We start from the raw sequence: 25,627 nt of genomic DNA on the forward strand, positions 1-25,627 counted from the left end.
ATATACTAGTATGTTAACTCATAAAATTTTGAGAATGCAGGCATATTCAAAATGTGGATCAAAATGCCGCAGCAGGTCCCGTGGAAACTGTCAGTAAAATTTGCAGAAATTTCGAATAAAAGAGCCAAGAGCGGGCTAGGCTACCTTGTGATGGTAAGGTGCGCGCGGGTTTTGCGATCAGTGTTTGTGCATCCCTCGACTTTGTTCGGACCAGGCGCTTTCATGAGGCCATCGGCGCAACCCTGATTTGCTGGACTGCGCCGCTGAGCGTCAGTGAACGCCGCCACTGTGACCACCGGGGCTTCCTCCCGGCCCGGCGCCTGATCCGGGACCATGTCCGCGGGGGCCCCTGCCTGGACCGCCACCGCGGCCGAAGCTGCTGCCGGGTGTGCCAGCCGGTCCCCTGTCCGGTCCGCTGAACCTGCCGCCGGCCGGCGAGGATGCACCGGGTGAAGGTAGGCTGCCGGCGCGCGCCGGGCCGGATGGTGCATCTGCGTCGGTGGCGGAGCGGCCGGGTTCCGGTGTCGGTCCATCCATGCCCGGCCCACCCGGTGGGCCGTCAGGACGCTGACTTTCACGCGCCAGTCCGGCGGCGCGTGCCGCGGGGTCGGCGCCGGACAGCGACCGCCCGCCCAGGCGCGCGGCACCGAAGGCGCGGCTGCGGCCGAGTCCGCCACCGGATGTCACCACGCTGTCGATCACCACCCGTGCCGGCGCCGCGCCGCGATCCGCCATGTCCAGCTGGGGGCCGCCGGGGAACGCCGTCTGTCCCGACGAATCCACATAGGTTTCGACCGACAGTGCGCCGACAGCCGAGCCGAAGGGGTTGAAGGGATCTAGAGTGACCGACAGCGCCGCGTTGCCGGAGGCATCCGCCGCAGCCAGAACTCCGGCGACGCGGACGAGGCTTCCGACCGGAGGCATGGCAGCGCTCACCCCGCGCCGAAGCGTTACCCCGGCGACGGTGAGAGTGGTGGGTGTGGCCGCATCCAGCCGGCCGCGCAGGATCCAGCCCCGGGCCGGGTCCCAGGGATCGACCCGGCTGGCATCGACGACGCCGTCCGGCCGGCGCAGGCCGGAAACGGCGACCCAACGGCCGCGGGTGAGCGCGGTGGTTCCCTCCGCATCGGCGAGGTCTATGCGCTGCCCCATCACCAGACCGCTGCCCCCCTCCGCCCGCTCCACCGGACCGGCCACGACATAGCGGACCTCCAGCGTGCGTGCGGTGAGCCCGGTCGGTCCGCCGGGGCTCGCCGTCATGGCGACCGTATGGCCGAGCCTGACCTCGCCGGGCTCCGCCGGCCGGCCTTCGATCCGCACCGCCGTGGTGGGCGGCAGATCGACCCGCAGGCCGTTGACCCAGACGCTGCCGAAGGCGGTCACAGTGCCGATAATTCCCGTTTTGCCAATCCCTGTCCCGCCGATCCCGCGGTCGGTGACCGAAATGCCGGTTCCCCCGATCCCGCGGTCCGCGACGCCGCCATCGCGGGAGGAGCCGTCGCGCAGAGGGCCGCAGCCGGCGGCGACCAGCATCAGCGTCAGCAGAAGGTTGCGGGCCGGAGTGCCGGGCGGGCGGCGAAGCGGGGGGCTGGCTGAATCGGTCACGGCGGGGCGGCTCCCCCACCGGCATCGGTGGTTTCCTGCGCAGGCGCGGGCGGTTCCGCCTCGTCATAGAGGTAGAGGCCGGCGGTGAAGCGGTGGTTGGCGTCCTCGCGGCCTGCATCGCCGTCGGCAAGGTCGGCGGCCATCCGGTTCAACTCCACAAGCATCGCCATGCCCAGCCGGTCCGCCTCCCGGCGCAGGGCGGCGATGGACTCGGGGCTCAGCCGGTCATAGGCCAGCGCCCGTTCCAGGAAGGGCGGCGCGCCGCCCGCCAGATTGTGCCCGGCCGCCGCCAGATGGTCGGCAAGGTTGCGGCCATAATAATAGGCGAGCTTGTCCAGGTCGCCGCGCGGCACATGCGCCGCCGCAGCGAGTTCGAGCAGGCCGTCCGGCCGCTCCGCCACCAGCCCGGCATGCAGCAGTTCGTCCAGCAGGGCGCGCGGGCGAATGTCTTTGCTGATGGCGGTGACCAGCGTCTCGAAACCGGCCTCGCCATCGGCTGAAGCGGTGCGGGGCAGGGGGCGCGGTTGGCCGTCGGCATCGCGGAAGGCGGCTTCGGTCAGCCAGCGGCTCAACACCTGCGATCCGAACGACGGTGCCGCGGCGGCGGCGGCCTCCGCCGGCGGCGGAGCGTTGCGGATCTGGCTGACGTCCTTGCGGTGGACGCCGGTCAGCAGGGTGATGCGGCTGTCGGTTATCGGCTTCCCGGGGAGCGCGAAGCCTCGCTCCGCCACCTCGACATACACCGATTTCAGCAGGTTCGCCAGCATCGGCCAGGATATCCCGAAGCCGATCAGCGTCCGCACCAACGGCACCAGCACCCGGCGAACCGCCGTCAGCACCCCCGGCGGGGGAGCCGCCCCGGACAGGCGGGCCCCCTTCGGGCTGTCGGATTCGGGGTTGCGGGTCGGCACGCGCCGGAAACTCCAACAAAGCTTGGCAATGACGAGGGCGATCATGCCCCGGGACAGAGCCGACAATAGCGCGGCTCAGCGGAAAGGGAATCACCTTTTCGCTTGATGTGGGAAATTTTCCCACGCATCATGCCGGCGGTGCACCGGTTCCGCTCCGGCGCATCGTTCCAGCGCCCCGTGGTGAAGGAGCGGCCGTCCGGCCGTAACCCGCATGAGCCTAGTATCGTTCGACCAGTCCGCCCACCGGAACTCACCGGCTCCATCCTCGGTCCTTCCTTTCCGAACGCGAGCGTCCGACATGGTGTCGTCCACCGCCCGTCGCGCGGCCTTCAACCGATCCGCCCTGGTCCGCAGTGGCCTGTTCGGGGCGCTGGCGAATCTGCTGGTGGCCGGCAGCGCGCTTTATGCCGGTCCGCTCCAGTCGGCCCTGTGGGACGGCGCGGGGTATGGTGCGCTGCTTGCTCTGGTCGCCGTCGCGCTGGGACTGTTCGCCCTCCATGCCCTGCTGGACTTCGCCCAGGCGCGGGAACTGGCGCGGCTGATGCCGTCGGGAGGAGCCGTGGCGTGGCTGGACCGCGTGTGGGTGCTGGAGGCCGTGTGGGCACCGGTCCATCTGGCGGTCCTGGCCTTGCTGCATCCGCTGCTGGGCGCGCTGGCGATGGCCGGCGTCGCGGCGCTGGCGGCGATGATCGCGCTTGGCGCCACCGGACCGGCGAACCCGATGACGGGGAGGTCGCAGGTCGGCCGACCGGTCGGTAGCGACGGCTTCGGCTGTGCCGACGCCTTCCTGGCCGGTCTGCGCTTTTGCGAGACGGTCTATCGGGTGCTGATCGTGGGGATGGCCGCCGCTCTGCTGATGCGGGGCGACCTGCAGCCCGGCCTATTCGTCGCCACGTCGCTGATCGGCATCGCCGCGATGCGCACCGCCTCCCGCGCCGCCGCCCGCCGGCATGCGGATGTCAGGCGGTGGCCGCCTTGCTGATGGCCGGCCGGATCTGATCCGCCCCCACCTGATCCGGGCTGCTCGCAGAGAGGAACTCGCAGAGAGGAAAAGGCCGGTCCGCCCAGAAACGGGCGGCCGGCCTTTCGCTTGTTGACCTCTCGCTTGTCAATTCGGCGTCAGATCGCCGGCCAGGTCTCCGCCACCAGCCGGCGGACCTCGTCGGCACTGTCGGTGCCCAGCGCCGCTTCGGCGACGCGGCGGCAGTCCTCCATGCGCAGGGTGCGGATGAAGGCCTTCAGGTCGGCGATCACCGCCGGGGTGGCCGACAGTTCCGTCACGCCCAGCCCGATCAGCAACGGCGCCGCCATCGGGTCGGAGGCGGAGCCGCCGCAGACCGCGACCGTCCGGTCATAGGTCTTGGCCCCCATCACCGCGAGACGGATCAGCCGCAGCACGCCCGGATGCAGGGCGTCGAGCTGTGCCGCCACATGCGGGTTGCCGCGATCCATCGCCAGCACATACTGGGTCAGGTCGTTGGTGCCGATGGACAGGAAATCGGCCACCGCGCTGATGCGGTCGGCGATGAGCGCCGCGGCCGGCACCTCGATCATCGCGCCCAGCTCGATCGGTTCCGCACGGCCGAGCTTTGTCCGCTCCTCGTCCACCATCCGGCGTACCGCCAGCAGTTCCGACGGCGAGGCGATCATCGGCACCATGATGCGGCAGGCGCCTGCCGGCTTCACCCGCAGAATGGCGCGGATCTGCGCGCGCAGAAGCTCCGGTTCGCGCAAGCCCACGCGGACGCCGCGCAGGCCCAGCACCGGGTTCTCCTCCTTCGGCAGCGGCAGATAGGACAGCGGCTTGTCGCCGCCGACATCCAGCGTGCGGATCACCACCGGCCGGCCTTCAAGCGCGTCGGCGATCTGCTGGTACTGCTGATACTGCTCGTCCTCGGTGGGGGCGGACTGGCGTTCCAGGAACAGGAATTCGGTGCGCAGAAGGCCGCAGCCCTCCGCCCCCTCCATCACGGCGCCGGGGGCGTCGCTGACCCGGCCCAGGTTGGCGAAGACCTCGATCCGCGTGCCGTCGGCCATGCGGCAGTCCTCGCCGGCGGTGCGGCGGTTCTCCTCGCGGCGCGCGGCGCGGGCGGCGACGGCGGTGCGCGTGGTCGCCAGCATGTCCTCCGGCGGGAAGACCAGAAGTTCGCCGCGGTTGCCGTCGATCACGACGGGGGCGCCGTCCGGTACCCGTTCCGCCTGCCGGCCGAGCGCCACCACGGTCGGGACGCCGAGCGCCGCCGCCAGGATGACGGCGTGGGAGGTCGGGCCGCCATGCGTCATGCCGATGCCGGCCAGCCGCCCCGCCGGGACGCCGGCAAGGTCGGAGGGGAGGATTTCGTCGGCCAGCACGATGCTGCCGGCCGGCAGTTCCGCCAGACCGACGCTCGGCGCCTTGCCGGCCAGCACGGCCAGCACCTGCTGTTCCAGGTCGCGCAGGTCGGCCGCCCGCTCGGCCATGCGCGGGTCGGCCAGCGCCGCCAGCGCATCGGCCTGCAGCCGCGCCGTCCGCTGCCAAGCCCATTCCGCGCTCTTGCCGGCGCGGATGTCGGCAAGCGCGCCGTCCAGCAGTTCCGGATCGTCCAGCAGTTCGCGGTGGGCCTGGAAGATGGCGGCGTGTTCCGGCATCCGTTCGGCCGAGCGGCCCAGTTCCGCGATCACGCTGTCCAGCGCCCGATGCAGCCGCGGCTCCTCCACCGCCGGTCCGGCGCCGTCCTCCGCCACGCGCACGGCGCTGCGGAAGCGGCGGACGACGGATCCCACCGCCTGTCCCGGCACGGCGATGGTGCCTTTCAGCAGCACCTCCTCGCCGGGGCCGAAGGGCGGGCCGACCTCCTCCTCCACCGGTTGGGCCGTAGGGGCGGCGGGCGTGGCGGCAACCGGCGCTGCCGCGGTCGCGGCACCGTCGACGACGGGATCGCCCAGCCCGCCTTCGATCAGCACGGCGATGCTCTCCGCCATGTCCTGGGCTCCGGGGCCCGCGGCGCGCACGGTCAGCCTGTCGCCCAGCACGGTGCCCAGCCCCATCAGGGCGACGACGCTCTTGGCGTTCGCGCTGCGGTCGCGGCATTGGATGGTGACGGTCCCGGGATAGGCCTTGGTGGCGGCGACAAGCGTTGCGGCCGGCCGGGCATGCAGCCCGTTGGCGATGGGCATGACGACGCCGCGCTCACCCGTTTCGTCCGAGTCTGGAGCGGCGGCGGAAGCCCCGGCATCGGCGCCGCTGCCGCCGTGGATGGTCATCGCCGGCTCGCCCACCGCGATCTCGCGGTTGACGGACTGACCGTCGACGGTGAAGCCGTCATTCACGACGACCATCATGCTGACCAGGCTCTGCGCCCGGCTTCCCACCAGATCCATGTCGAAGCTGATCAGGGGATCGCCGGCCTTTACCGCCTGCCCGTCGCGGACATGGGCGGTGAAGCCTTCGCCGTTCAGCCCGACGGTGTCGACGCCCAGATGCAGCAGCACCTCCGCACCGCTGGCGGCGCGCACGGTACAGGCGTGGCGCGCGCGGTGAACCGACAGCACGACGCCGTCGCAGGGGCTGCGCAACTCGTTCTCGGTCGGGTCGATGGCCATGCCGGTCCCGACGAGCCCCTGGGCGAAGGCGGGGTCGGGAACCTCGGTCAGCGGCATGGCCCATCCGGCCAGCGGTGCTGCAAGCGTGATCGCGGTCATGATTGGTTGGTCCTCATTCTTAACGCATCGACCCCAGCGGGCGCCTTCGCGTCGGACGGCCGTCATCGTCTCACGGCTGCCCGATCGTTTGTATGCGCGCAGACGCCGCATAGCCCAAGCGCAATTCCCGCTATAGATTATCGAAACTTCCTGTCCGGAAAAGGCGGAAGCCGACGGCCAATCCGCGCCCGGCCTTGCGCATCCGGGATAAGCCTCAAGCCTTGCCTGACAAGCTATGTCGCCTATGTCGTGAAACCTGTCCCCCTTGCGGGTTGTATTCCCGTTCGGTGATGACGATGTTGCCGCCGCCGGACAAATTGCGGGAGAGCCGCCATGGCCTTGAACCCCTTTGCGTTTCTACAGAAGATCGGCAAATCGCTGATGCTGCCGGTGGCGGTGCTCCCCGTCGCCGGCCTGCTGCTGGGCATCGGTGCGGCAAACTTCGAATGGATGCCGCCGCTGCTGTCGATGCTGATGAAGAATTCGGGCGACGTGATCTTCGGGAATCTCCCGTTGATCTTCGCCATCGGTGTTGCGCTGGGCTATACCGAGAATGATGGCGTGTCGGCCATCGCCGCCACCATCGGCTATATCGTGATGCTGGCCACGCTGGGCGTGATGACCACGGTCTGGGGGATGGAGCCCAAGACCATCATGGGCATCAAGTCCATGGAAACCGGCGTGTTCGGCGGCATCCTGGCCGGCGGTCTGGCGGCGGCGATGTTCAACCGCTTCTACAAGATCGCTCTCCCGGCCTATCTCGGCTTCTTCGCCGGCAAGCGCTTCGTGCCGATCATCACCGCGCTGGCCGCCATCGTGCTGGGCGTCGTGCTGTCGGTGATCTGGCCGCCGATCCAGGGCGGCATCAACAGCTTCTCGCACTGGGCTGCGGTGAACGATCCGCGGTTGGCCGCGACCATCTACGGCTTCGTCGAACGCCTGCTGATCCCCTTCGGCCTGCATCACATCTGGAACGTGCCCTTCTTCTTCGAGATCGGGTCCTTCCAGAACGCCGACGGCCAGATCGTCCATGGCGACATCGCCCGCTATTTCGCGGGCGACCCGACCGCCGGCATTCTGTCCGGCGCCTTCCTGTTCAAGATGTTCGGCCTGCCGGCCGCGGCCATCGCCATGTGGCATGCCGCCAAGCCGGAGAACCGGGTGCGCGTCGGCGGCATCATGATCTCCGCGGCGCTCACCTCCTTCCTGACCGGCATCACGGAACCGATCGAATTCTCGTTCCTGTTCCTGGCGCCGGTGCTGTACCTGATCCATGCGGTGCTGGCGGCGACCTCGCAGTTCATCATGAATTCGCTGGGCGCCCATATGGGCTTCACCTTCTCCCAGGGCGGCATCGACTTCGTGCTGTTCAACGTGCTCAGCCCCTATTCGCAGAAATGGTGGCTGGTGCTGATCCTGGGGCCGATCTATGCGGCGATCTACTACGTGGTGTTCCGCTACACCATCCAGGCGTTGAACCTGAAGACCCCCGGCCGCGAGGATGCGGCGGAGGGAGCCGCGTCGACCGCAACCGGCAGCGAGCGGGCGCGCGACCTCGTGCTTGCCTTCGGCGGGCGCGGCAACATCTCCAACCTGGACGCCTGCATCACCCGACTGCGCGTGGTGGTGCAGGACCCGACCCGCGTCGACGAGGGCAAGCTGCGCGGCATGGGCGCCTCCGGTATCCTGCGGGTGCGCGACAGCGTGCAGGCGGTGTTCGGCACCCTGTCGGAGAATCTGAAGACGGAAATGCAGGAGTATCTGCGCAGTGCCGGTCCGGAAGCCGACGGTCCTGCCGCCGTCGCGGCGCCTGTTTCCGCCAAGCCGACCGCCGCTTCGTCCTCTGCCGCTCCGGCCGCACCGCTGCCGACCGACCGCGCCGCCCGCATCGCCGAGGCGCTGGGCGGTGCCGGCAACATCAAGACGCTTGCCGCCTTCGCCACCACCCGCCTGCGCATCGAACTGACCGATGCCGGCAAGGCGAATGCCGAGGCGCTGAAGCGGGCCGGCGTCCGTGCCGTAATGGGGTTGGGCGCCAACGGCCTCGACCTGATCGTCGGCAACGACGCCGACGCGCTGGCCGGCGCGCTGACCGGCCTGCTGCCGGACGGGCGCCGCGCCGCCGAATAGCGCGCGTCGAATCTGGTATTCGACTGGTTTTATCATGCGGCGCGGCCCTTCCAGGTCGCGCCGCTCTTCTTTTGCGTATTGATGTTGTGGCTGCGACGCGATTCCACCAATGGATGCTGGCCTCCGGCGTAAGAAGGTCTTAGATTGGTATCTATACCGGTCAATCGCGAGCGCCGCCATGACAGAGCAGAAGCCGCCCCGAAACCTCCCCCTGATGGCAACGGAGGCGGCAGAGGCGCCCGCCGCGGTGGCGCGGCAGATCGAGCGTTGCGGCGCCGGCTTCGCCGAATTGGGGGAGCGGCTGCGCCGTCATCCGCCGCGCTTCGTCGTCACCTGCGCCCGCGGCAGTTCCGACCATGCGTCGGCCTACGGCAAATACCTGATCGAAACGCACATGGGCCGGGCGGTGGCCTCCATCGGGCCGTCCATTGCCTCGGTCTATGGCGGACAGCTGAGCCTGGAGGGCGCGCTGTTCGTCGCCGTTTCGCAGTCCGGCCGCAGCCCTGACCTGCTGCGGCTGGTGGAGGCGGCGAAGGCCGGTGGGGCGCTGGTGGTCGGCTTCGTCAATGCGGAGGATTCGCCCCTGGCGGGCCTGTGCGACCATTGCCTGCCGCTGTCGGCCGGGCCGGAGCGCAGCGTCGCCGCGACCAAATCCTGCATCGCCTCGTTCGCCGCCTTTCTGCAGTTGGTCGCCCACTGGCAAGACGACCCGGTGCTGAAATCCAGGCTGGCCGCCCTGCCGCAGAGGCTGGAGGCGGCGAAGGCGCTGGACTGGAAACCGGCGTTGATGTCGCTCGTCAATGCGCGGAACCTCTATGTGCTGGGGCGCGGCGTCGGCTTCGGGGCGGCGCTGGAGATGGCGCTGAAATTCAAGGAAACCTGCCGCCTGCATGCGGAAGCCTTCAGCGCGGCGGAGCTCGTCCACGGCCCACTGGCGCTGGTCGGTCCCGGTTTCCCCGTGCTGGCGCTGACCCAGGCCGACGCGGCGGAGCCGCACACCCGCGCGGTGGTTGAACGCGTCGTCGGTCTGGGGGCCGCCGTCGCCACGATGGAAAGCGGCCTTGCCGGCACCACGTTGCTGCCCAGCCTGCCGGACCTGGCGCCTGAGGCCGCGCCGCTGGCGGCGTTGCAGAGCTTCTACGGCGCGGTCTATGAACTGGCGCTGGCCCGCGGCATCGATCCCGACAGCCCGCCCAACCTCGCCAAAGTGACGAAGACCGTCTGATGCGACAACTCCTGACCGGCGCCCGGATTTTCACGGGCGAAACCATCCTCGACTGCCGCAGCCTGCTGGTTGGGGATGGCCGCATCCTCGATATCGTCGCCCCCGGCCGCAGCCCGCCGGGCGTCGACCGGACGGTGGAACTGAAGGCGGACGACCTGCTGGCTCCCGGCTTCATCGACATCCAGGTGAATGGCGGCGGTGGCGTGTTGTTCAACGCGCAACCGACGCCGGAAGCGACGCTCGCTATCGCCGCCGCGCACCGGCGCTTCGGCACCACCGGCCTGCTGCCGACCATCATCACCGACACGCCCGAGTGCCACCGTGCCGCCGCCGAGGCCGCGGTGACGGCGGTGGCGCAACCCGGCAGCGGCGTGCTGGGCATCCATTTCGAGGGGCCCTTCATCAGCCCGCAGCGGGTGGGCGCCCATGACCCGCGCTTCGTCCGTGCGCCGGACGAGGCCGATCTGGACTTCATCGGCGGCCTGCCGGCGCGGATGCCGGGCGGGCGGGTGTTGCTGACCCTGGCGCCGGAATGCGTGGAGGATGCCGCCTTGTCTCGGCTGATGGCTGCCGGGGTGATCCTGTCGGTCGGGCACACCATGGCGAGTGCCGAACGGGTGGTGGAAGCCTTCGACCTCGGTGTGCGCGGGGTGACGCACCTCTACAACGCCATGCCCGGCATCGCCAACCGGCAACCCGGCCCGGCCGGCGCGGCGCTGGCCGACCGGCGGCCCTGGTGCGGGCTGATCGCCGACGGGCATCACGTCCATCCGCTGATGATGCGTGCGGCGCTTGCCGCCCGGCCGCGCGGGCGGATGATGCTGGTGACCGACGCCATGCCGCCGACGGGCACCCACGCCGACAGCTTCGAACTGAACGGCCGGACGATCTACCGGCGGGACGGCCGGCTGGTGCTGGCCGACGGAACGCTGGCGGGCGCCGATCTCGACATGGCGACCGCGGTGCGCAATGCGGGAACGCTGATCGGCCTGCCGCTGGAGGAATCGCTGCGGATGGCGTCGCTCTATCCGGCGGAGTTTCTGGGGATGGCGGGCGAGCGTGGTCGGATCGCGCCGGGCTGGCGGGCGGATCTGGTGCTGCTGCAGCCGGACCTGACGGTGCGCGGGACCTGGGTGGAGGGGGAGTGGCGGGGGGCTTGAGGTGGCGGAGTGTCGGCTTCGGGTGCCCCCACCCCAACCCTCCCCCGCTCTCGGCGGACCTACGGTCCGCCTGCCGCGTCAGCACAAAGCGAAGCTTTGTGCGAGAGCTGGGCGGGGGAGGGAGCAAGTGCTTGTTCAGAAAGGCAACGGCAGTCCCTCCCCCGCTCAGCGGGGGAGGATAGGTGGGGGTCTAACCCCGCAAGGATCACCCACCAACCGCCACGATCTCCAACCCATCCTCGTCCACCCGCACCCGCAGCGCCGCCAGATCGGGCAGGCACAGATTGTCGCCCAATTCATGCGCCGGCAGCGTCGTGGTCAGTCCGATCACCCGCGCACCCGCCGCTTTGCCGGCCTCCAGGCCAGCCGGGGCGTCCTCGAACACCACGGTTTCGCGCGGGTCGAAGCCGAGCTTCTCGGCGGCGGTGCGGTAGCCTTCGGGGTGGGGTTTGCCCTGGGTGACGTTGTCGGCGCCGATCAGCAGGTCGGGCAGGGGCAGGCCGGCCTGGGCGATCCGCTGTCTCGCCATGCCTTGCGGTGCGGAGGTCACCACCGCCCAGCGATGGCGGGGCAGCGATTGTAGAAGCTCCAGAGCGCCGGGAACGGCACGCACGCCTTCGGTGTCGTTGATGTAGCACTCCTCCACCAGACGCACCTCCTCGTCGATGTCGGCACCGGCGGGGGCGAAGCGTCGGACGGTTTCGATGCTGCGGACGCCGTGGCAGACGGCCAGGATGGCGTCGGGGTCCAGATCGTGCCGGGCAGCCCAGCTGCGCCAGGAGCGTTCAACGGGGCCCGTGGTGTCGATCAGGGTGCCGTCCATGTCGAACAGGATGGCGCGGACACGGAACGGGGTATCAAGGGCAGGCTTCATCGCGCGCTCTCGTCAGGATTTTTCTGCGTGGGAGGGAATGATCCGCAGGGATCAGGCCAGCGACAGCTCCACGACGAAGTCATAGGCGTCGCCGCGGTAGTGGGAACGGACGAACTCCAGCGGGGTTCCGTTCTCCAGGAAGGTGCGGCGCTCAATGTAAAGGGCGGGGGCGCCGTCGGGAACCCCCAGAAGCGCCGCCTGATCCGCCGGCAGGCGAATGGCAGACAAGCGTTGCAGGGCACGGAAGGGCGGATGGCCACGCCCGCGCAGCGTCTCGTAGAGGGAACCCTGCACAAGATCCGGATCGGGCAGGAAGCCGGCCGGCAGGGCGCTGAGTTCGATGGCGAGCGGCGTTCCGTCGGCCAGCCGCAGCCGGTGCAGCCGCACCACCTCCGCCCCCGGACGCAACCCCAGCGCCATCGACTCTTCCGGTGTAGCCGTGGCGAGGGACCGGCTGAGCCAGCGCGAGTCCGGCTTCAGCCCACGCCCGCCGATATCCTCGGTAAAGCTGGTCAGCGCAGACAGGCGCTGTTCCACATGCGGGCTGCGGTTGATGAATGTGCCGGCCCCCTGGCGCTGGTGCAGCAGCCCTTCCGCGATCAGCTCGCGCAGGGCCTTGCGCACGGTGACGCGGGACACGCCGAAGGTCTCCGCCAGCTCGCGCTCGCCGGGCAGGGCATCCTGGTCGGTCAGCCGCCCTTCCACGATCAGTGTCCGCAGATGACGCGCCAGCTGCAGGTAGAGCGGCAGCGGCAGGGCATCCGACAAGGCGGTCGGGTCGAACGGAGCCGCGGCGGCGGTGGACATCGGCAACCACTCCAATGCTCTGGGACCGGTATGATACCACTGAAAGGCCAATTGGGAGAGGCAGACGCGGGTGCCCGCGGCGTGGTGAAGTCGTCCGCCAATTCCGTCCGGGTGATCGTCAGGCCCATCGCCGGCCAACTGGCCGGGGAGATCCGGGATACGCTGAACGTATCGGCCGGCATGCGGGTTTGAATGGATGTTATGGCTCCCTCTCCCGCCCGCGGCAGGAGAGGGCGATTGCCGCCAATGCGATGGTGCCGTCAGGCCGGCTCATGCTCGTCGGCGAAGATGGCCTTCAGGTCGATCCGGGTGTCGGTCTTGGCCTCCAGATCCAGCTGACGCTCGACCTCGTCGAGATGCTCGATCATCAGCGCGGTCGCTTCGCCCGGCGCGTTGCCGATCAGGGCGGCGATCAGGCGGCGGTGATCGTCGGCGGAACAGGTGTGCGACGACCGCCGTTCGAAGGCCGCGATGGCAAGGCTGGAGCGGTCGATCAGGTCGGCCAGGATCCCCGTCAGCGTCGCGTTGCCGGCGAATTCCGCCAGCAGCAGGTGGAATTGGCCGGACAGCCGGATCATCGCCTTGCGGTCGGCCGCAAGCTCCGCGGCATCCTCCAGGGCGCCATGGCCGCGCAGCTTATCCAGCACATCGTCGGGCAAAGGGCGCGGCATCCGTTCCAACCGTTCCATGATCGCGCGTTCGATCACCCGGCGGGCCTCGAACACCTCGCGTGCCTCCTTCGGCGTCGGCTTGGCGACGAAGGCGCCGCGGTTGGGGATCAGCGTCACGACGCGCCGCTGCGCCAGCAGAAGCAGAACCTTGCGCACCCGCTCGCGGCTGACCCCGAAGGCCTCCGCCAGGCTTTCCTCGGTCAGCTTGGTGCCGGGCGGCAGGCGGCGGTCGGCGATCGCCTCGCCGATGCTGCGGACGATACGGGATTCGGCGCTGGCGCGGGTCCCGGTGCGGGCGCGGGGCGTGCGGCGGGCTGGCTTGGCGGTCGCGGCGGTCGTCATGGGCTGGCAAGGTGCTTTTAACGGTGTCCGGGAAACGTACTCCAGATTGTGCACAAACCGGGCCAGGAGGTAAACGGCAATCGCCCGAATGACGGGGTGGTGCCCGTTGCAACCAAGGCTGCCCAAAATAGCGCCATCGCGCCAATGCACTGCACAAATGCCGCGCCATTGCGCAGCGAGATGTCGAAAAGCTGGCTGATTTGCAAGAGTCCACCGCTGGCACGCGACATGCAAAATGCGAAGCGGTCACAAACGACCGCGCAGATTGTGCACAATTTTGGAGGCGCTCCGATGACGGCAGGTTCGACGGTCGAACTCGTGAAGCTGCGCAAGGCCTATGGCGCGACCGTGGCGGTGGACGGCATCGATCTGCGGATCGCCGCCGGCTCCTATTGCTGCCTGCTGGGGCCGAGCGGTTGCGGCAAGACCTCCACCCTGCGGATGATCGCCGGGCATGAGGACATCACGGATGGCGACCTGCTGATCGGCGACAGGGTGGTCAACGACGACCCGCCGGCCAAGCGCGGCACGGCGATGATGTTCCAGAGCTACGCCCTGTTCCCCCATCTGGACTGCACCGACAACGTCGCCTTCAGCCTGAAGATGAAAGGAGTCGGCAAAGAGGAGCGAAGGCGCCGGGCGCGCGAGATGCTCGACCTCGTCGACATGAGCAAATACGCCGGCCGCCTGCCCTCGCAGTTGTCGGGCGGACAGCAGCAGCGCGTCGCGCTGGCCCGCGCGCTGATCACCCAGCCGGGCGTGCTTCTGCTGGACGAGCCGCTGTCGGCCCTCGACCCCTTCCTGCGCGTGCGCATGCGGGAGGAGCTGAAGCGCCTGCACCGCGACATCGGCATCACCTTCATCCACGTCACCCACAGCCAGACGGAAGCGATGGCGCTGGCCGACCTCGCCGTGGTGATGAACCAGGGGCGGATCGAGCAGGCCGGCCCGCCGCGCGAGCTGTTCAACCGGCCGCGCACCGCCTTCGTCGCCCGCTTCATCGGCGGCCACAACGTCATCGAGGGCGGGGTCGTCGGCGGCGCCGGGCGCTGCGCCGTGCGCGCCGACCGCATCCTGCTAGGCGGGTCCGAACTGCCGACGGAAATCCAGGTGGAGGGCACCGTGCGCTCGCTGGAGTATCACGGCGCCTCCGTCCATCTCAGCCTCGACATTGCCGGCGCCGACGAGTTCGCCGTCGTGCTGGACGAGGCCCGCTATTTCGACGCGCCGGTCGGCGTGGGCGACCGCGTGCGCGCCGGCTGGAGCCGGCGGGACGTCCACCCGCTGGCGTCCTGACCCGCCTTTCAAAAGCGCTACCAAAAAACAACACGACGAACAGACTGGAGGCTCAGCGATGACCGACACCCGTACTCCTTCGACTCTTTCCACCGGCGTCAGCCGCCGCACCCTGCTGAAGGGCACCGCCGCCGTGGCGGGCACCGCAATCGGCTCCGGCGCCATCACCGGCTTTCCGACCATCTGGGCGCAGAACATCAAGAACATCACGCTGCGCCAGTTCGGCACCGGCGTGTCGAACCTGAATGCCGTCGCCGACAAGGTGAAGGAGGATCTGGGCTTCACCCTGCAGATGACGGCGCTCGATTCCGACGCGGTGACGCAGCGCGCGGTGACTCAGCCGAAGTCCTACGACATCGCCGACATCGAATACTGGATCTGCAAGAAGGTCTTCCCGGCCGGCGTCATGCAGCCGATGGACGTTTCCAAGATCAAGAATTTCGACAAGATCGTGCCGATCTTCGTCACCGGCAAGCTGACGCCGGACAGCGCCATCGCCCAAGGCACCGCCCCCCACACCGTCGGCTTCGTCGAGGGCAAGGACAGCACCAAGTTCGCCAAGTCGCCGACCCAGTGGATGACGCTGATCCCGACCATCTACAACGCCGACACGCTGGGCATCCGCCCCGATCTGGTCGGCCGGCCGATCTCCAGCTGGAAGGATTTGCTCGACCCCGCCTTCAAGGGCAAGGCGTCGCTGCTGAACATCCCGTCCATCGGCATCATGGACGCCGCCATGGTCTGCGAGGCGATGGGCGAGATCAAGTACGGCGACAAGGGCAACATGACCAAGGAGGAGATCGACAAGACCCTCAAGATCATGACCGAGGCCAAGAAGGCCGGCCAGTTCCGTGCCTTCTGGAAGACCTTCGACGAAAGCGTCAACCTGATGTCGTCGGGCGAGGTCATCATCCAGTCGATGTGGTCGCCGGCCGTCGCCGCCGTGCGCGCCAAGGGCATCCAGTGCGTCTACCAGCCGCTGAAGGAAGGCTATCGCGCCTGGGGCGGCGGCCTCGGCATCGCCAAGCACCTGAGCGGGCTGGAGCTTGAGGCGGCCTACGAATACATCAACTGGTATCTGTCGGGCTGGGTCGGCGCCTATCTGAACCGCCAGGGCTATTATTCGGCCGTGCTCGACACCGCCAAGCAGCACATGACTCCGGAGGAATGGGCCTTCTGGATGGAGGGCCAGCCGGCCAAGACCGACATCCTCAGCCCTGAAGGCAAGGTGATGGAAAAGGCCGGCGCCGTGCGCGACGGCGGGTCGTTCCAGGACCGCATGGGCCGCGTCGCCTGCTGGAACGCGGTGATGGACGAGGACCGCTACATGGTCCGCAAGTGGAACGAGTTCATCGCGGCTTGATGCGCTGAAGCTCTGGTCGCACTTGCCCCCACCCTAACCCTCCCCCGCTTCGCAGGGGAGGGGATAACTCCCTCCCTTGCGAAGCGGGGGAGGGAAGGGGCCCGCGGCGCCAGCCGTGGGAAGGATGGGGGCAAGCGCGGCGACCACCTCAAACACCACCTCAACCCGCAGGACCCCGCCCATGACCCTGACCGCCGAAACGTCCCGACCGTCCGTCACGGCCGCCGCCGGCAGGGCGCGGCGTCCCCGTCTGCTGCCGCGCGTTGTTCCCTATCTCCAGGCCGCGCCGCTGACGGTCGCGCTGCTGCTGTTCCTGCTGGTGCCGATCCTGACCATCATCGCGGTCAGCTTCTGGGATTACGACAGCGTGCGCATCTACCCGGACTTCGTGCTGACCAACTACACCGAACTGCTGAGCTCGCCGGTCACTTGGAAGACCTATCTGAACACGCTGAAATACGCGGCGCTGACCTGGGCGATCACGCTCGTCATCGGCTTCACGGTGGCGTATTTCCTGGCTTTCCACGTCCGGTCCACCACCTGGCAGATGGTGCTGTTCCTGGTCTGCACCATTCCGTTCTGGACCTCCAACATCATCCGCATGATCTCGTGGATCCCGTTCCTGGGACGCAACGGGCTGCTGAATTCCGGCCTGATCTCCGCCGGGATCATCGACCAGCCGCTGGAGTTCCTGCTGTTCTCCGACTTCTCGGTGGTGCTGGCCTTCGTCCACCTCTATGCGCTGTTCATGGTGGTGCCGATCTTCAATTCGATGATGCGCATCGACCGCGCGCTGATCGAGGCGGCGCGAGACGGCGGCGCCAGTGCGGCGCAGACGCTGTGGAATGTCATCCTGCCGCTGACCAAGCCCGGCATCGCCATCGGCTCCATCTTCGTGGTCACGCTGGTGATGGGCGACTTCATCACCGTTCGGCTGATGAGCGGCGGGCAGAGCGCCTCCATCGGGCTGATGATCGCCAACGAGATCTCGCTGCTGCAATACCCGGCCGCCGCAGCCAACGCGGTGGTGCTGCTGGCCGTCGTCCTGATCATGGTGGTGGCGATGCTGCGCGTCGTCGACATCCGCAAGGAGCTGTGAGCGATGAATTCATCACGCCGGGGCCTGTCCTTCTACCTGCTGGGGGCCTTCTTCGCGCTGTTCGTGCTGTTCCTCTACGGCCCGACCGCGACCATCCTGATCCTGTCCTTCCAGGGGCCGGAGGGTGGCTTGACCTTCCCGATGAATGGCGTCTCGCTGCACTGGTTCCGCAACCTGTTCGAACAGCAGGCGGTGGGCGATTTCGGCGGATCCTTCCGCCGCTCCATCGCGCTTGGGCTGATGGTGATGGTGCTGACGGTGCTGTTCTCGGTCCTGGCCGGCTTCGCCTTCCGCCGCCGCTTTCGGGGCAGCGGGGCGCTGTTCTATCTCGCGGTCGCCAGCCTGATCGTGCCGTCGATCCTGGTCAGCCTGGGCATCGGCCTGTTCTTCAACATCCTGGGGCTGGAGCCGGCCTGGTACAGCTCGGCGCTGGGCGCACATCTGACCTGGACGCTGCCCTTCGGCCTGCTGATCGTCTTCGCCATCTTCAACCGCTTCAACCCGGCCTATGAGGAGGCGGCGCGCGACCTCGGCGCCTCGCCCTGGCAGACGGTACGCCATGTCGTGCTGCCGATCCTGCTGCCCAGCCTGATCGGCGTCGGCCTGTTCGGCTTCACCCTGTCCTATGACGAGTTCGCCCGCACGCTGATGACCGCCGGCAGCTTCAACACGCTGCCGCTGGAGATCTACGGCATGACCACCAACGTCACGACGCCGGTGCTCTACGCGCTGGGATCGCTGACGACGGTCTTCTCCTTCACCGTGATCGGCGTGGCCTTGCTGGGCCTGATCCTGCTGCGCCGCCACCGCCTGCGCCGAAGCGGCATTTGAGGATTTTCACCACCATGCGCATTCTGGTCGTCAACCCGAACAGCACCGCCTCCATGACCGGGCGGATCGCCGCCGCGGCCCGCAGCGTCGCCGCGCCGGGCACCGAGATCCTGGCCGTCAACCCGCCGACCGGCCCCGCCAGCATCGAGGGCTATTACGACGAGGCGCTGGCCGTCCCCGGCCTGTTGGCGGAGATCGACCGGCACCAGCGCGGCAGCGACATCGCCGGCACCGTGATCGCCTGCTTCGACGATGTCGGGCTGGATGCCGCGCGCAGCCTCGCCACCGCGCCGGTGATCGGCATCTGCGGGGCGGCGATGCAGACCGCCGCGCTGCTCGGCGGCTGTTTCAGCGTGGTGACGACGCTGCCCCGCTCCATCCCCGCGCTGGAGCGGTTGGCCCAGCGTTACGGCATGGCCGGCCGCTGCACCATCCGCGCCGCGGGTGTGCCCGTCCTGGCGCTGGAGGACCCGGCATCCGGCGCCGTCGAGCGCGTGCGCGCCGAGATCCGCCGGGCCATGGAGCAGGACGGAGCCGAGACCATCGTGCTGGGCTGCGCGGGCATGGCCGACCTCGCCCGCTCACTGAGCGAGGAAATGGGCCTGCCTGTGATCGACGGCGTCACCGCCGCCGTGAAGCTGGTGGAGGGGCTGGCGGCGCTCGGCCTCCGCACCAGCAAGGCCGGCGGCTATGCACCGCCGCTGCCCAAGACGCGGTGACGCGTCCGCCCTTTCACACCCCCTTCGTCAAACCCGTGGCGGATCGGGGCACTCCAGTGTCGGCACCACCGGCAGCGCCCCTTGGCCGGCCTCCGCGCCGCCGGTCAGGCCCTCCAGTATCCGCCGGGCCGCGTCTGCGCATTGGCTGCGCAGTTCGGGCACGGCGGTCATTTCCCAGAAGGGCGCCTTGGCGACCGGGCCGAAGGCCAGCAGGCGGGGAGCCGGGGTGCCGTCGGCGGCGATCACCGCACCGCCTTCCGTCACGTCCAGCCCCAGCCGTAGCGCATCCGGCCGCGCGAGGCCGCGGTCCAGCAGCGAGCGCACCAGCGGATGGCGGATGCGGGTGTAGTCGCAATTGGTGCCGGTCGCGTTGATCAGCGCATCCGGCGACAGCACCCGCACCGCTCCACCGCCGCGTTCGACGATGTGCAGGTCCAGCCCCGTGGCGGTCAATGCCGCATCCCTCAGCCGGCCCGGCAGGATCGTCAGCTGGCCGCTGGCTCGGGCGGCGGCGATGCGGTCGGCCACCTGCGGCGCCATGCGGTGGCGGTGCACCTCCCAGAAGGGGCGGGCGTGACGGAGAAAGCGGCGGCGCTCCTCCATCGGCAGATGCGCCCAGATGCGGTGATGGTGCGGACGCAGCGCGTCGAAGGCAGAGCGCCAGTCATAGCCGGCCGCCACCGCCCGCCGCGCATCGGCCTTCAGCGCGATCAGCACGTCCAGCACCGTGCTGGGCAGCACGTCGGGATGCAGGAAGGAGGTGTAGGGCCGCACCTCCTCATGGCGCAGCGGCAGCAGGCCGCGGCGCGACACGGCGGTGATCGGGCCGCGATGCTCCTGGTCGAGCAGCGACAGCACCGTGTCCACCATGGTCAGGCCGGTGCCGAGGATGGCGACCGGGGCGTCCTGGTCGATGCGGCCGATGGCGGCGGCATCCCACGGGTCGCCGATGAAGCGGTCGGACGCGAAGGCCTCCGCCGCCGTCGCAGAAGACAGGCAAGGTGCGGAGGGCGGGAAGTTGCCGATGCAGAGCGCGGCGGTATCGGCGCTGACCACGCGGCCGTCGCCGAGACGTACATGCACGGCGCGCTTGCCGTTGGCCGGATCCTCGGTGCGGACGTCCACCGCCTCGCCGCGGATCAGGTTGAGGCGCGCGTGGGCGGGGGCCTCGGCCTGCGCTTCCGCCAGTACGTCCTGGATGTAGGCGCCGTACAGGGCGCGCGACACGAAGGCGTGGCCGCTGGGCGGCACCGGCTGTTCCGGCGTCGGCCCCTCCGCCCGGCTCCACAGCCAGCGCAGGAAATGGCGCGGGTCGTCCGGATAGGCGCTCATGTTATAGGCGCGGACGTTCAGCACATGGGCGCCGTTGGGGGTGGAGTAGGCGACGCCGGTTCCCGGTCTGCTGCCATATTCGATCAGATGGACCACCAGAGGCGCCCGCGCGCAGCGCAACAGGTGGGCCGCCAGCAGGCTGCCGGTGAATCCCGCGCCGACGATGGCGATGTGGCGCTCAAGAAGCCCCAGGGGATTGCCGCCGGGCGAATGGAAGTGAGGCGTTGCAGGCATCGGAGTCCGTCCTTCCGTGAGTCATTCCGGAAAAGGCCGGCCGTTGGCGATCAATCCCCCCGATTCGGAACTGCAAAGGCCGTGTCGGGGCCGGGGGACTCGCGTCGGCCGTGTGTCTGCTCGGTCCGCTTCGTTCTCTCCTGCTTAACACACGCTGTCGGCACGCGCCATCGGCCGAAGGGCAAATACCCCGACGAAAGTAGAGATCAGGATGGTACAACAAGGAAAGCTCGGAAAATATGGAGGGCTTTGTCGATTTCGAGTGGAGCCCGCATCTCACGCCGCTGCCCGTTCCGTGGACCGCATGATCCCGGTCGCCAAGCCGACGCCGATGTGGCACATGCGATGGCACGCTCCGCTATAGTCCGATCCGCCCCATGACCTGCCAGGAACCCGCCATGTCCGTGTCCGCCATCCCCCACCCGTCCGCGTCCGACCGGCTTGAGGCGGCGCTTGCCCGCATCGCCGATCCGGAGCGGCAGGGCGCGATGGTCTTCACCGAAATCTATGCCGACGAGGCACGGGCCGCCGCGGCCGCCAGCGACCGCCGGGCCGCGGCCGGCCGGCCGCTGGGGCCGCTCGACGGCCGGATCGTCTCGGTCAAGGCGCTGTTCGACATGGTGGGCGACACCACCGCGGCGGGTTCCGCCATCCTGCGCGGCCGGCCCGCAGCCCGGCGGGATGCCCATGCCGTGGCGCGGCTGCGTGCCGCCGGCGCCGTCATCGTCGGCCGCACCCACATGACGGAGTTCGCCTTCTCCGCCGTCGGCATCAACCCCCATTACGGCAATCCCGGCAACCCGCGCGACCGGTCGCGGGTGCCGGGCGGCTCCTCCTCCGGTGCGGTGATCTCGGTGGTGGACGGCATGGCGGAGATCGCGGTCGGCAGCGATACCGGCGGTTCGCTGCGCATTCCGGCGGCGCTGTCCGGCGCGGTGGGGTTCAAGCCGACCTCCGGCCGCCTGTCGGCCGAAGGCGCCTTCCCGCTGTCGCCGTCGCTGGATGTGATCGGCCCGGTTGCCGCGACCGTCGCAGACGCGGCCTTGCTCGATTCAATTTTGGGTGATAGCGACCCGGCGCCGCTGGCCCCTCTGCCGGTTGCCGGCCAATCCTTCCTGGTGCCTCGGTGGCGGTTGTTCGACGGGATCGAGCCGGCGGTCGCCGCTGCTTTCGAGGCGGCGCTTGACCGCCTGCGGGCAGCCGGGGCTCACATCGTCGAGGGCTCCATCGACGCCGAACTGGACGCATTGGCCGATCTGGACCGCATCGGCGTCTTCACCGCCATCGAGCTTGCGGCGACGCTGGCGGAGCTTGGCATCACCGCGCTCGACGGCATCGATCACAAGACCCGCGCCCGCATCGAGGCCGGTGGCCGGACGCCCGCCGCCGATTACGTCCGCATGCAGCGCCGCCGTGCCGACCTGATCCGCCTGATGGACGAGCGGCTGGCCCGGCATCCCGTCCTGCTGCTGCCCACCGTTCCGCTGACCGCCCCCGCCATCGCAGACGTGCTGGACGACGCCGGCTTCCACCGCGTCAACCTGCTGCTGCTGCGCAACACCCGCATCGCCAACCTGTTCGACGTGCCGGCGATCTCGCTGCCGGTGCCGTCCGCCGGACTGCCGGTCGGGCTGATGGCGATGGGCCGCCGGGGCAGCGACCGCAGCCTGCTGGGCATCGCCGCCGGGTTGGAGGCCGCGTTGGCGCCCTGAGCCCCGGTTGCCCCCGCCTTCCTTCAGGCGACCGGAGACTGCCAGAGCCAGACCAGCCCCGCGACCGCGCCGGCCACGAGAAGGACCAGCGCCAGGATAATGGCAAGGGCGGTGCGGCGGTCCTTCGCCTCGCGCTGTTCCGCTTCGCGCCGCTTCTTCAGCAGATATTGCTGTTCGGGGCTGAGGAAACGTCCGGCGGCGGCATCGGGCGTGGCTGCGAAGCTCGGCCTGCGCCCCTTGGTGACTGTCTGCGCCGTCGTTCTCGCCGCCGTCCCTCTCACCGCGGTGGTGAGGCCGCCGGGCGACGGCCTGCCCGTGTTGATCGTGTCCGCCGCCGTCCCGCGGGCGGCCGTCACCTGCCTGCCCCTGCGCTTGCGCGGTAGCTTGCGCCGTCTGGTCGCCATACCCGTCCCCTTGCTGTCCAACATCCCTCGAGTCGCGGCGGGGAGCATACCCGTCCCGGCCGTCCGGCGCAGCCGATCACAAGAGGATCTGCGGAAAGTTACATAGAACGGTCTGCCCGCCGTCATCCGGCCCGCCTCCACTCCCTGCGGCGAACCGGCGCACATCCCCTTTGGGGTCTGGAAGTCCGATGCATACTAGTATACTACTCTATGACCCGTTCTGTTCCGGGCGGGCATGACAGCAATCGATTGGGAGGGTCACCATGCTCAAGAACGATGACGACCATCAGCTGGTGGCGAAGGCGGTGAATGCGCTGCGCGACGCCATGTTGGCCGGCGACGGCGCCACGCTGAGCGCGATGACGATGGAGCAGCTGACCTATGGCCATTCCAACAGCCGGCTGGAAGACAAGGCGGGCTTCGTCGGCAGCCTGGACGGCAAGAACGCCTTCAAGGCGCTGGACCTCAGCGACCATGTGATCCAGGTGGTCGGTGACGTCGCCATCGCCCGCCACACCTTCGATTGCGTCAACAACCTGGCCGATGGCAAGACCAGCACCGCCCATATCAAGGTGCTGCAGGTCTGGAAGAAGGTCGACGGCAGCTGGAAGCTGCTGGCCCGTCAGGCCTCGCCGCTGCCGGCCTGACCGGATCAGCGCCTTGCTCAGAAATCCAGCAGGGCGTTGTCGATCACCTCCTTCATGACGAAGAAGGTCCGCGTCTGCCGCACGCCGGGCAGGGCGATCAGCTGTTGCCCGTGCAGCTCGTTGAAGTCGGCGATGTCGCTGACGCGGATCTTCAGGAAGAAATCGAAGTCGCCGGCGACCAGATGGCAGTCCAGCACGAAGGGCAGCTTGCGGATCGCCTTCTCGAAGTCGCCGAAGCTTTCCGGTGTCGAGCGGTCCAGCACGACCCCGACGATCACCAGCGTCCCGCGGTCCACCTTCGCCGGCGCGATTTCCGCCCGCACGGACCGGATATATCCCTCCTCGAATAGGCGTTGCGTGCGCCGGTGGCAGGTCGCCGGGCTGACATGGACCGCGGCGGCGACATCCGCGTTGGTCATACGGCCATCCCTTTGAAGATGCTGCAGAATCCGGCGATCCACCGCATCGAGCTTTTCAGTCATGAAAGACTCTTCCATTCTTCTGCCTGAAATGAGGCTATCCGTCTCCCCAAGGGCAGACAATGCTGGGATTGCAGGAAATCTGCGGCTGAACTATGAAAGCACCTTTCAAAAAGGCGGTGATACCGTTGCTCCACCTCACCATTGGAGCATGCCACGATGCGCCTCGACCGTTTCGAACGCTATCCGCTGACCTTCGGCCCGACCCCGATCGAGCTTCTGCCGCGCCTGACCGCCGCGCTCGGCGGCAAGGTCGAGATCTACGCCAAGCGCGACGACTGCAACTCCGGCCTCGCCATGGGCGGCAACAAGCTGCGCAAGCTGGAGTACATCGTTCCGGACGCCATCGCGTCGGGGGCCGACACGCTGGTGTCGATCGGCGGCGTGCAGTCCAACCACACCCGGATGGTGGCGGCGACGGCGGCGAAGATCGGCATGAAATGCGTGGTGGTGCAGGAAAGCTGGGTCCCGCACGAGGATGCCGTCTATGATCGCGTCGGCAACATCCTGCTGACCCGCTTGATGGGGGCGGACAGCCGCATCGTTCCGGACGGCTTCGACATCGGCATCCGCAAGAGCTGGGAAGAGGCCATCCAGTCGGTCAAGGATGCCGGCGGCAAGCCCTACGGCATTCCGGCCGGCGCGTCGGTGCACAAGTATGGCGGGCTCGGCTATGTCGGCTTCGCCGAGGAGGTGCGCAAGCAGGAGGCCGAACTCGGCTTCAAGTTCGACTACATCGTCGTCTGCGTGGTGACCGGCTCGACCCAGGCCGGCATGATCGTCGGTTTTGCCGCCGACGACCGTGCAGACCGCGTGATCGGCATTGACGCTTCCGGCACGCCGGAACAGACCCGCACCCAGGTCCGCCAGATCGTCGACAGCACGGCCGAACTGGTCGAACTGGGCCGCAAGGTCCGCGACGACGAGATCGTCATCCTGGAAGACTACGCCTATCCCGCCTATGGCGTGCCGAGCGCCGAGACCAACGAGGCCATCCGCCTCGCCGCCCGCACCGAAGCGATGATCACCGACCCGGTCTATGAGGGCAAGTCGATGCAGGGCATGATCGACCTCGTCAAAAAGGGCTTGTTCCCGGAGGGTTCCAAGGTGCTCTACGCCCATCTCGGCGGGGCGCCGGCGATCAACGGCTACAGCTACACCTACCGCAACGGCTGAGTGCGGCCGGCAGGACTGTGCAGGTGGACTTGACCAATCGGGATGGCTTCTCTTGAATCCCGCGCGTGATGCGGCCGGACGTCCGGCCGCATACGCCGGGGCAATCCCGGACGCTCCTCCTGCCAAGGCCGCTCCGCGCCATGCCCCGTTTCGCCGCAAACCTGACGATGATGTTCACGGAGCGGCCGTTCCTCGACCGCTTCGACGCCGCGGCGGATGCAGGCTTCCGCGCCGTGGAGTATCTGTTCCCCTACGACCATGCGCCGGACGAGATCGCCGGGCGTCTCCAGCACAATCGCCTGACCCAGGCCCTGTTCAACATGCCGCCCGGCGACTGGGCGGCGGGGGAGCGCGGTCTGGCCGCTCTGACCGGCCGCTTCGATGAGCTGAAGGCCGGCGTCGCCACCGCGTTGCGCTATGCCGAGGCGACGGGTTGCCGCCGGCTGCACCTGATGGCTGGGCTGGGCGATTCCGGCGATCCGGCGGCGGCGGCGTGCTATCACGATGCGGTGCTGCATGCCGCCGATGCGCTGGGCGAACGCGGCATCGAGCTGATGCTGGAGCCGATCAACGGCCGCGACATGCCCGGCTATTTTTTGAATGATTTCGCCGCCGCGGAAAGCATGATCGCCGGCATCGGTCTGCCGAATGTCCGGCTGCAGTTCGACATCTACCACCGGCAGATCCTGCATGGCGACGTCACCATGGCGCTGCGCCGGCTGATGCCGATGATCGGCCATATCCAGATCGCCTCGGTCCCCTCCCGCCATGAACCGGATGGGGAGGAACTGAACTGGCCCTTCCTGTTCGCCGAGTTGGACCGGCTGGGCTATGGCGGGTTCGTCGGCTGCGAATACCGTCCGCGGGGCCGGACCGAGGACGGACTCGGCTGGTTCGGCCCCTACTGCGACTGACCGGCCGCGGCTGAT

At 68.6% G+C, this 25,627-nt stretch carries 23 protein-coding genes; 14 read left to right on the forward strand and 9 right to left on the reverse strand.

Going from position 1 to position 25,627, the window contains the following annotated elements; translation table 11 throughout:
* Positions 1-270: 270 nt before the first annotated feature.
* Both J2Y49_RS17670 and J2Y49_RS17675 read right to left on the reverse strand, forming a co-directional pair.
* Complete coding sequence (locus J2Y49_RS17670; RefSeq protein ID WP_310116174.1) at positions 271-1,605, reverse strand: hypothetical protein; 1,335 nt, start codon at positions 1,603-1,605, stop codon at positions 271-273.
* On the reverse strand, positions 1,602-2,516 hold the full coding sequence (locus J2Y49_RS17675; protein ID WP_310116175.1) for a DUF6502 family protein: 915 nt from the start codon (positions 2,514-2,516) through the stop codon (positions 1,602-1,604). Before J2Y49_RS17675 ends, J2Y49_RS17670 begins: the two co-directional genes overlap by 4 nt.
* A gap of 298 nt (positions 2,517-2,814) precedes the next feature.
* On the opposite strand from J2Y49_RS17675, the gene J2Y49_RS17680 reads away from it, so the two are divergent.
* Positions 2,815-3,498 carry a hypothetical protein gene (locus J2Y49_RS17680; RefSeq protein WP_310116176.1) on the forward strand — a complete coding sequence of 228 codons (684 nt, stop codon included), beginning with the start codon at positions 2,815-2,817 and terminating at the stop codon, positions 3,496-3,498.
* A gap of 137 nt (positions 3,499-3,635) precedes the next feature.
* Here J2Y49_RS17680 and ptsP read toward each other — a convergent pair whose 3' ends face one another.
* Positions 3,636-6,197 carry a phosphoenolpyruvate--protein phosphotransferase gene (gene ptsP, locus J2Y49_RS17685; protein ID WP_310116177.1) on the reverse strand — a complete coding sequence of 854 codons (2,562 nt, stop codon included), beginning with the start codon at positions 6,195-6,197 and terminating at the stop codon, positions 3,636-3,638.
* A gap of 333 nt (positions 6,198-6,530) precedes the next feature.
* Between ptsP and ptsG the strand changes: the two genes are divergently transcribed.
* The 3 genes from ptsG (at position 6,531) to nagA (ending at position 10,712) form a co-directional block, all read left to right on the forward strand.
* Complete coding sequence (ptsG, locus tag J2Y49_RS17690) at positions 6,531-8,327, forward strand: PTS glucose transporter subunit IIBC (RefSeq protein WP_310116178.1); 1,797 nt, start codon at positions 6,531-6,533, stop codon at positions 8,325-8,327.
* A 178-nt stretch (positions 8,328-8,505) separates the two neighbouring features.
* Positions 8,506-9,552 (forward strand): SIS domain-containing protein, encoded by a 1,047-nt coding sequence (locus J2Y49_RS17695; RefSeq protein WP_310116179.1) that lies wholly within the window; start codon positions 8,506-8,508, stop codon positions 9,550-9,552.
* Positions 9,552-10,712, forward strand: a complete 1,161-nt coding sequence (gene nagA, locus J2Y49_RS17700; protein ID WP_310116180.1) for an N-acetylglucosamine-6-phosphate deacetylase — start codon at positions 9,552-9,554, stop codon at positions 10,710-10,712. Before J2Y49_RS17695 ends, nagA begins: the two co-directional genes overlap by 1 nt.
* A gap of 205 nt (positions 10,713-10,917) precedes the next feature.
* On the opposite strand, the gene J2Y49_RS17705 is transcribed toward nagA, so the two are convergent.
* Complete coding sequence (locus J2Y49_RS17705) at positions 10,918-11,586, reverse strand: HAD family hydrolase (protein WP_310116181.1); 669 nt, start codon at positions 11,584-11,586, stop codon at positions 10,918-10,920.
* A gap of 51 nt (positions 11,587-11,637) precedes the next feature.
* Positions 11,638-12,393: a GntR family transcriptional regulator gene (locus tag J2Y49_RS17710; RefSeq protein ID WP_310116182.1), complete on the reverse strand. Its 756-nt coding sequence runs from the start codon at positions 12,391-12,393 to the stop codon at positions 11,638-11,640.
* A gap of 30 nt (positions 12,394-12,423) precedes the next feature.
* On the opposite strand from J2Y49_RS17710, the gene J2Y49_RS17715 reads away from it, so the two are divergent.
* On the forward strand, positions 12,424-12,585 hold the full coding sequence (locus J2Y49_RS17715) for a hypothetical protein (RefSeq protein ID WP_310116183.1): 162 nt from the start codon (positions 12,424-12,426) through the stop codon (positions 12,583-12,585).
* A 68-nt stretch (positions 12,586-12,653) separates the two neighbouring features.
* On the opposite strand, the gene J2Y49_RS17720 is transcribed toward J2Y49_RS17715, so the two are convergent.
* Positions 12,654-13,406 carry a GntR family transcriptional regulator gene (locus tag J2Y49_RS17720; RefSeq protein WP_310116184.1) on the reverse strand — a complete coding sequence of 251 codons (753 nt, stop codon included), beginning with the start codon at positions 13,404-13,406 and terminating at the stop codon, positions 12,654-12,656.
* A gap of 291 nt (positions 13,407-13,697) precedes the next feature.
* Between J2Y49_RS17720 and J2Y49_RS17725 the strand changes: the two genes are divergently transcribed.
* The 5 genes from J2Y49_RS17725 (at position 13,698) to J2Y49_RS17745 (ending at position 18,714) form a co-directional block, all read left to right on the forward strand.
* The gene (locus tag J2Y49_RS17725; protein WP_310116185.1) at positions 13,698-14,702 is read left to right on the forward strand and encodes an ABC transporter ATP-binding protein; all 1,005 of its coding nucleotides are present in this window, start codon (positions 13,698-13,700) and stop codon (positions 14,700-14,702) included.
* A 58-nt stretch (positions 14,703-14,760) separates the two neighbouring features.
* Positions 14,761-16,065, forward strand: a complete 1,305-nt coding sequence (locus J2Y49_RS17730) for a PotD/PotF family extracellular solute-binding protein (RefSeq protein WP_310116186.1) — start codon at positions 14,761-14,763, stop codon at positions 16,063-16,065.
* A 181-nt stretch (positions 16,066-16,246) separates the two neighbouring features.
* Positions 16,247-17,164, forward strand: coding sequence for an ABC transporter permease (locus J2Y49_RS17735; protein ID WP_310116187.1), 918 nt, complete (start codon positions 16,247-16,249; stop codon positions 17,162-17,164).
* 3 nt (positions 17,165-17,167) lie between these two features.
* Positions 17,168-17,995 carry an ABC transporter permease gene (locus J2Y49_RS17740; protein WP_014189100.1) on the forward strand — a complete coding sequence of 276 codons (828 nt, stop codon included), beginning with the start codon at positions 17,168-17,170 and terminating at the stop codon, positions 17,993-17,995.
* Between the two features lie 14 nt (positions 17,996-18,009).
* The gene (locus J2Y49_RS17745) at positions 18,010-18,714 is read left to right on the forward strand and encodes an aspartate/glutamate racemase family protein (RefSeq protein WP_310116188.1); all 705 of its coding nucleotides are present in this window, start codon (positions 18,010-18,012) and stop codon (positions 18,712-18,714) included.
* Positions 18,715-18,741: 27 nt separating this feature from the next.
* On the opposite strand, the gene J2Y49_RS17750 is transcribed toward J2Y49_RS17745, so the two are convergent.
* Positions 18,742-20,280: an FAD/NAD(P)-binding protein gene (locus J2Y49_RS17750; RefSeq protein WP_310116189.1), complete on the reverse strand. Its 1,539-nt coding sequence runs from the start codon at positions 20,278-20,280 to the stop codon at positions 18,742-18,744.
* 398 nt (positions 20,281-20,678) lie between these two features.
* Between J2Y49_RS17750 and J2Y49_RS17755 the strand changes: the two genes are divergently transcribed.
* Positions 20,679-21,992 (forward strand): amidase, encoded by a 1,314-nt coding sequence (locus J2Y49_RS17755; RefSeq protein ID WP_310116190.1) that lies wholly within the window; start codon positions 20,679-20,681, stop codon positions 21,990-21,992.
* 23 nt (positions 21,993-22,015) lie between these two features.
* On the opposite strand, the gene J2Y49_RS17760 is transcribed toward J2Y49_RS17755, so the two are convergent.
* Entirely contained in the window at positions 22,016-22,396 is a 381-nt protein-coding gene (locus J2Y49_RS17760) for a hypothetical protein (protein WP_310116191.1), read from the reverse strand.
* A 263-nt stretch (positions 22,397-22,659) separates the two neighbouring features.
* On the opposite strand from J2Y49_RS17760, the gene J2Y49_RS17765 reads away from it, so the two are divergent.
* A complete protein-coding gene (locus tag J2Y49_RS17765) occupies positions 22,660-23,043 on the forward strand; it encodes a nuclear transport factor 2 family protein (protein ID WP_310116192.1) in 384 nt (127 codons plus the stop codon).
* 17 nt (positions 23,044-23,060) lie between these two features.
* On the opposite strand, the gene J2Y49_RS17770 is transcribed toward J2Y49_RS17765, so the two are convergent.
* On the reverse strand, positions 23,061-23,540 hold the full coding sequence (locus J2Y49_RS17770; protein ID WP_149224405.1) for an Lrp/AsnC family transcriptional regulator: 480 nt from the start codon (positions 23,538-23,540) through the stop codon (positions 23,061-23,063).
* A gap of 141 nt (positions 23,541-23,681) precedes the next feature.
* Here J2Y49_RS17770 and J2Y49_RS17775 point away from each other — a divergent pair, with 141 nt between their 5' ends.
* Both J2Y49_RS17775 and otnI read left to right on the forward strand, forming a co-directional pair.
* Positions 23,682-24,698 (forward strand): 1-aminocyclopropane-1-carboxylate deaminase, encoded by a 1,017-nt coding sequence (locus tag J2Y49_RS17775; protein ID WP_310116193.1) that lies wholly within the window; start codon positions 23,682-23,684, stop codon positions 24,696-24,698.
* Positions 24,699-24,838: 140 nt separating this feature from the next.
* The gene (otnI, locus tag J2Y49_RS17780) at positions 24,839-25,612 is read left to right on the forward strand and encodes a 2-oxo-tetronate isomerase (RefSeq protein ID WP_310116194.1); all 774 of its coding nucleotides are present in this window, start codon (positions 24,839-24,841) and stop codon (positions 25,610-25,612) included.
* Positions 25,613-25,627 lie beyond the last annotated feature (15 nt).

It is taken from the genome of Azospirillum sp. BE72 (genome assembly GCF_031455875.1).
In the GTDB taxonomy this organism is placed as follows: Bacteria; Pseudomonadota; Alphaproteobacteria; order Azospirillales; family Azospirillaceae; genus Azospirillum.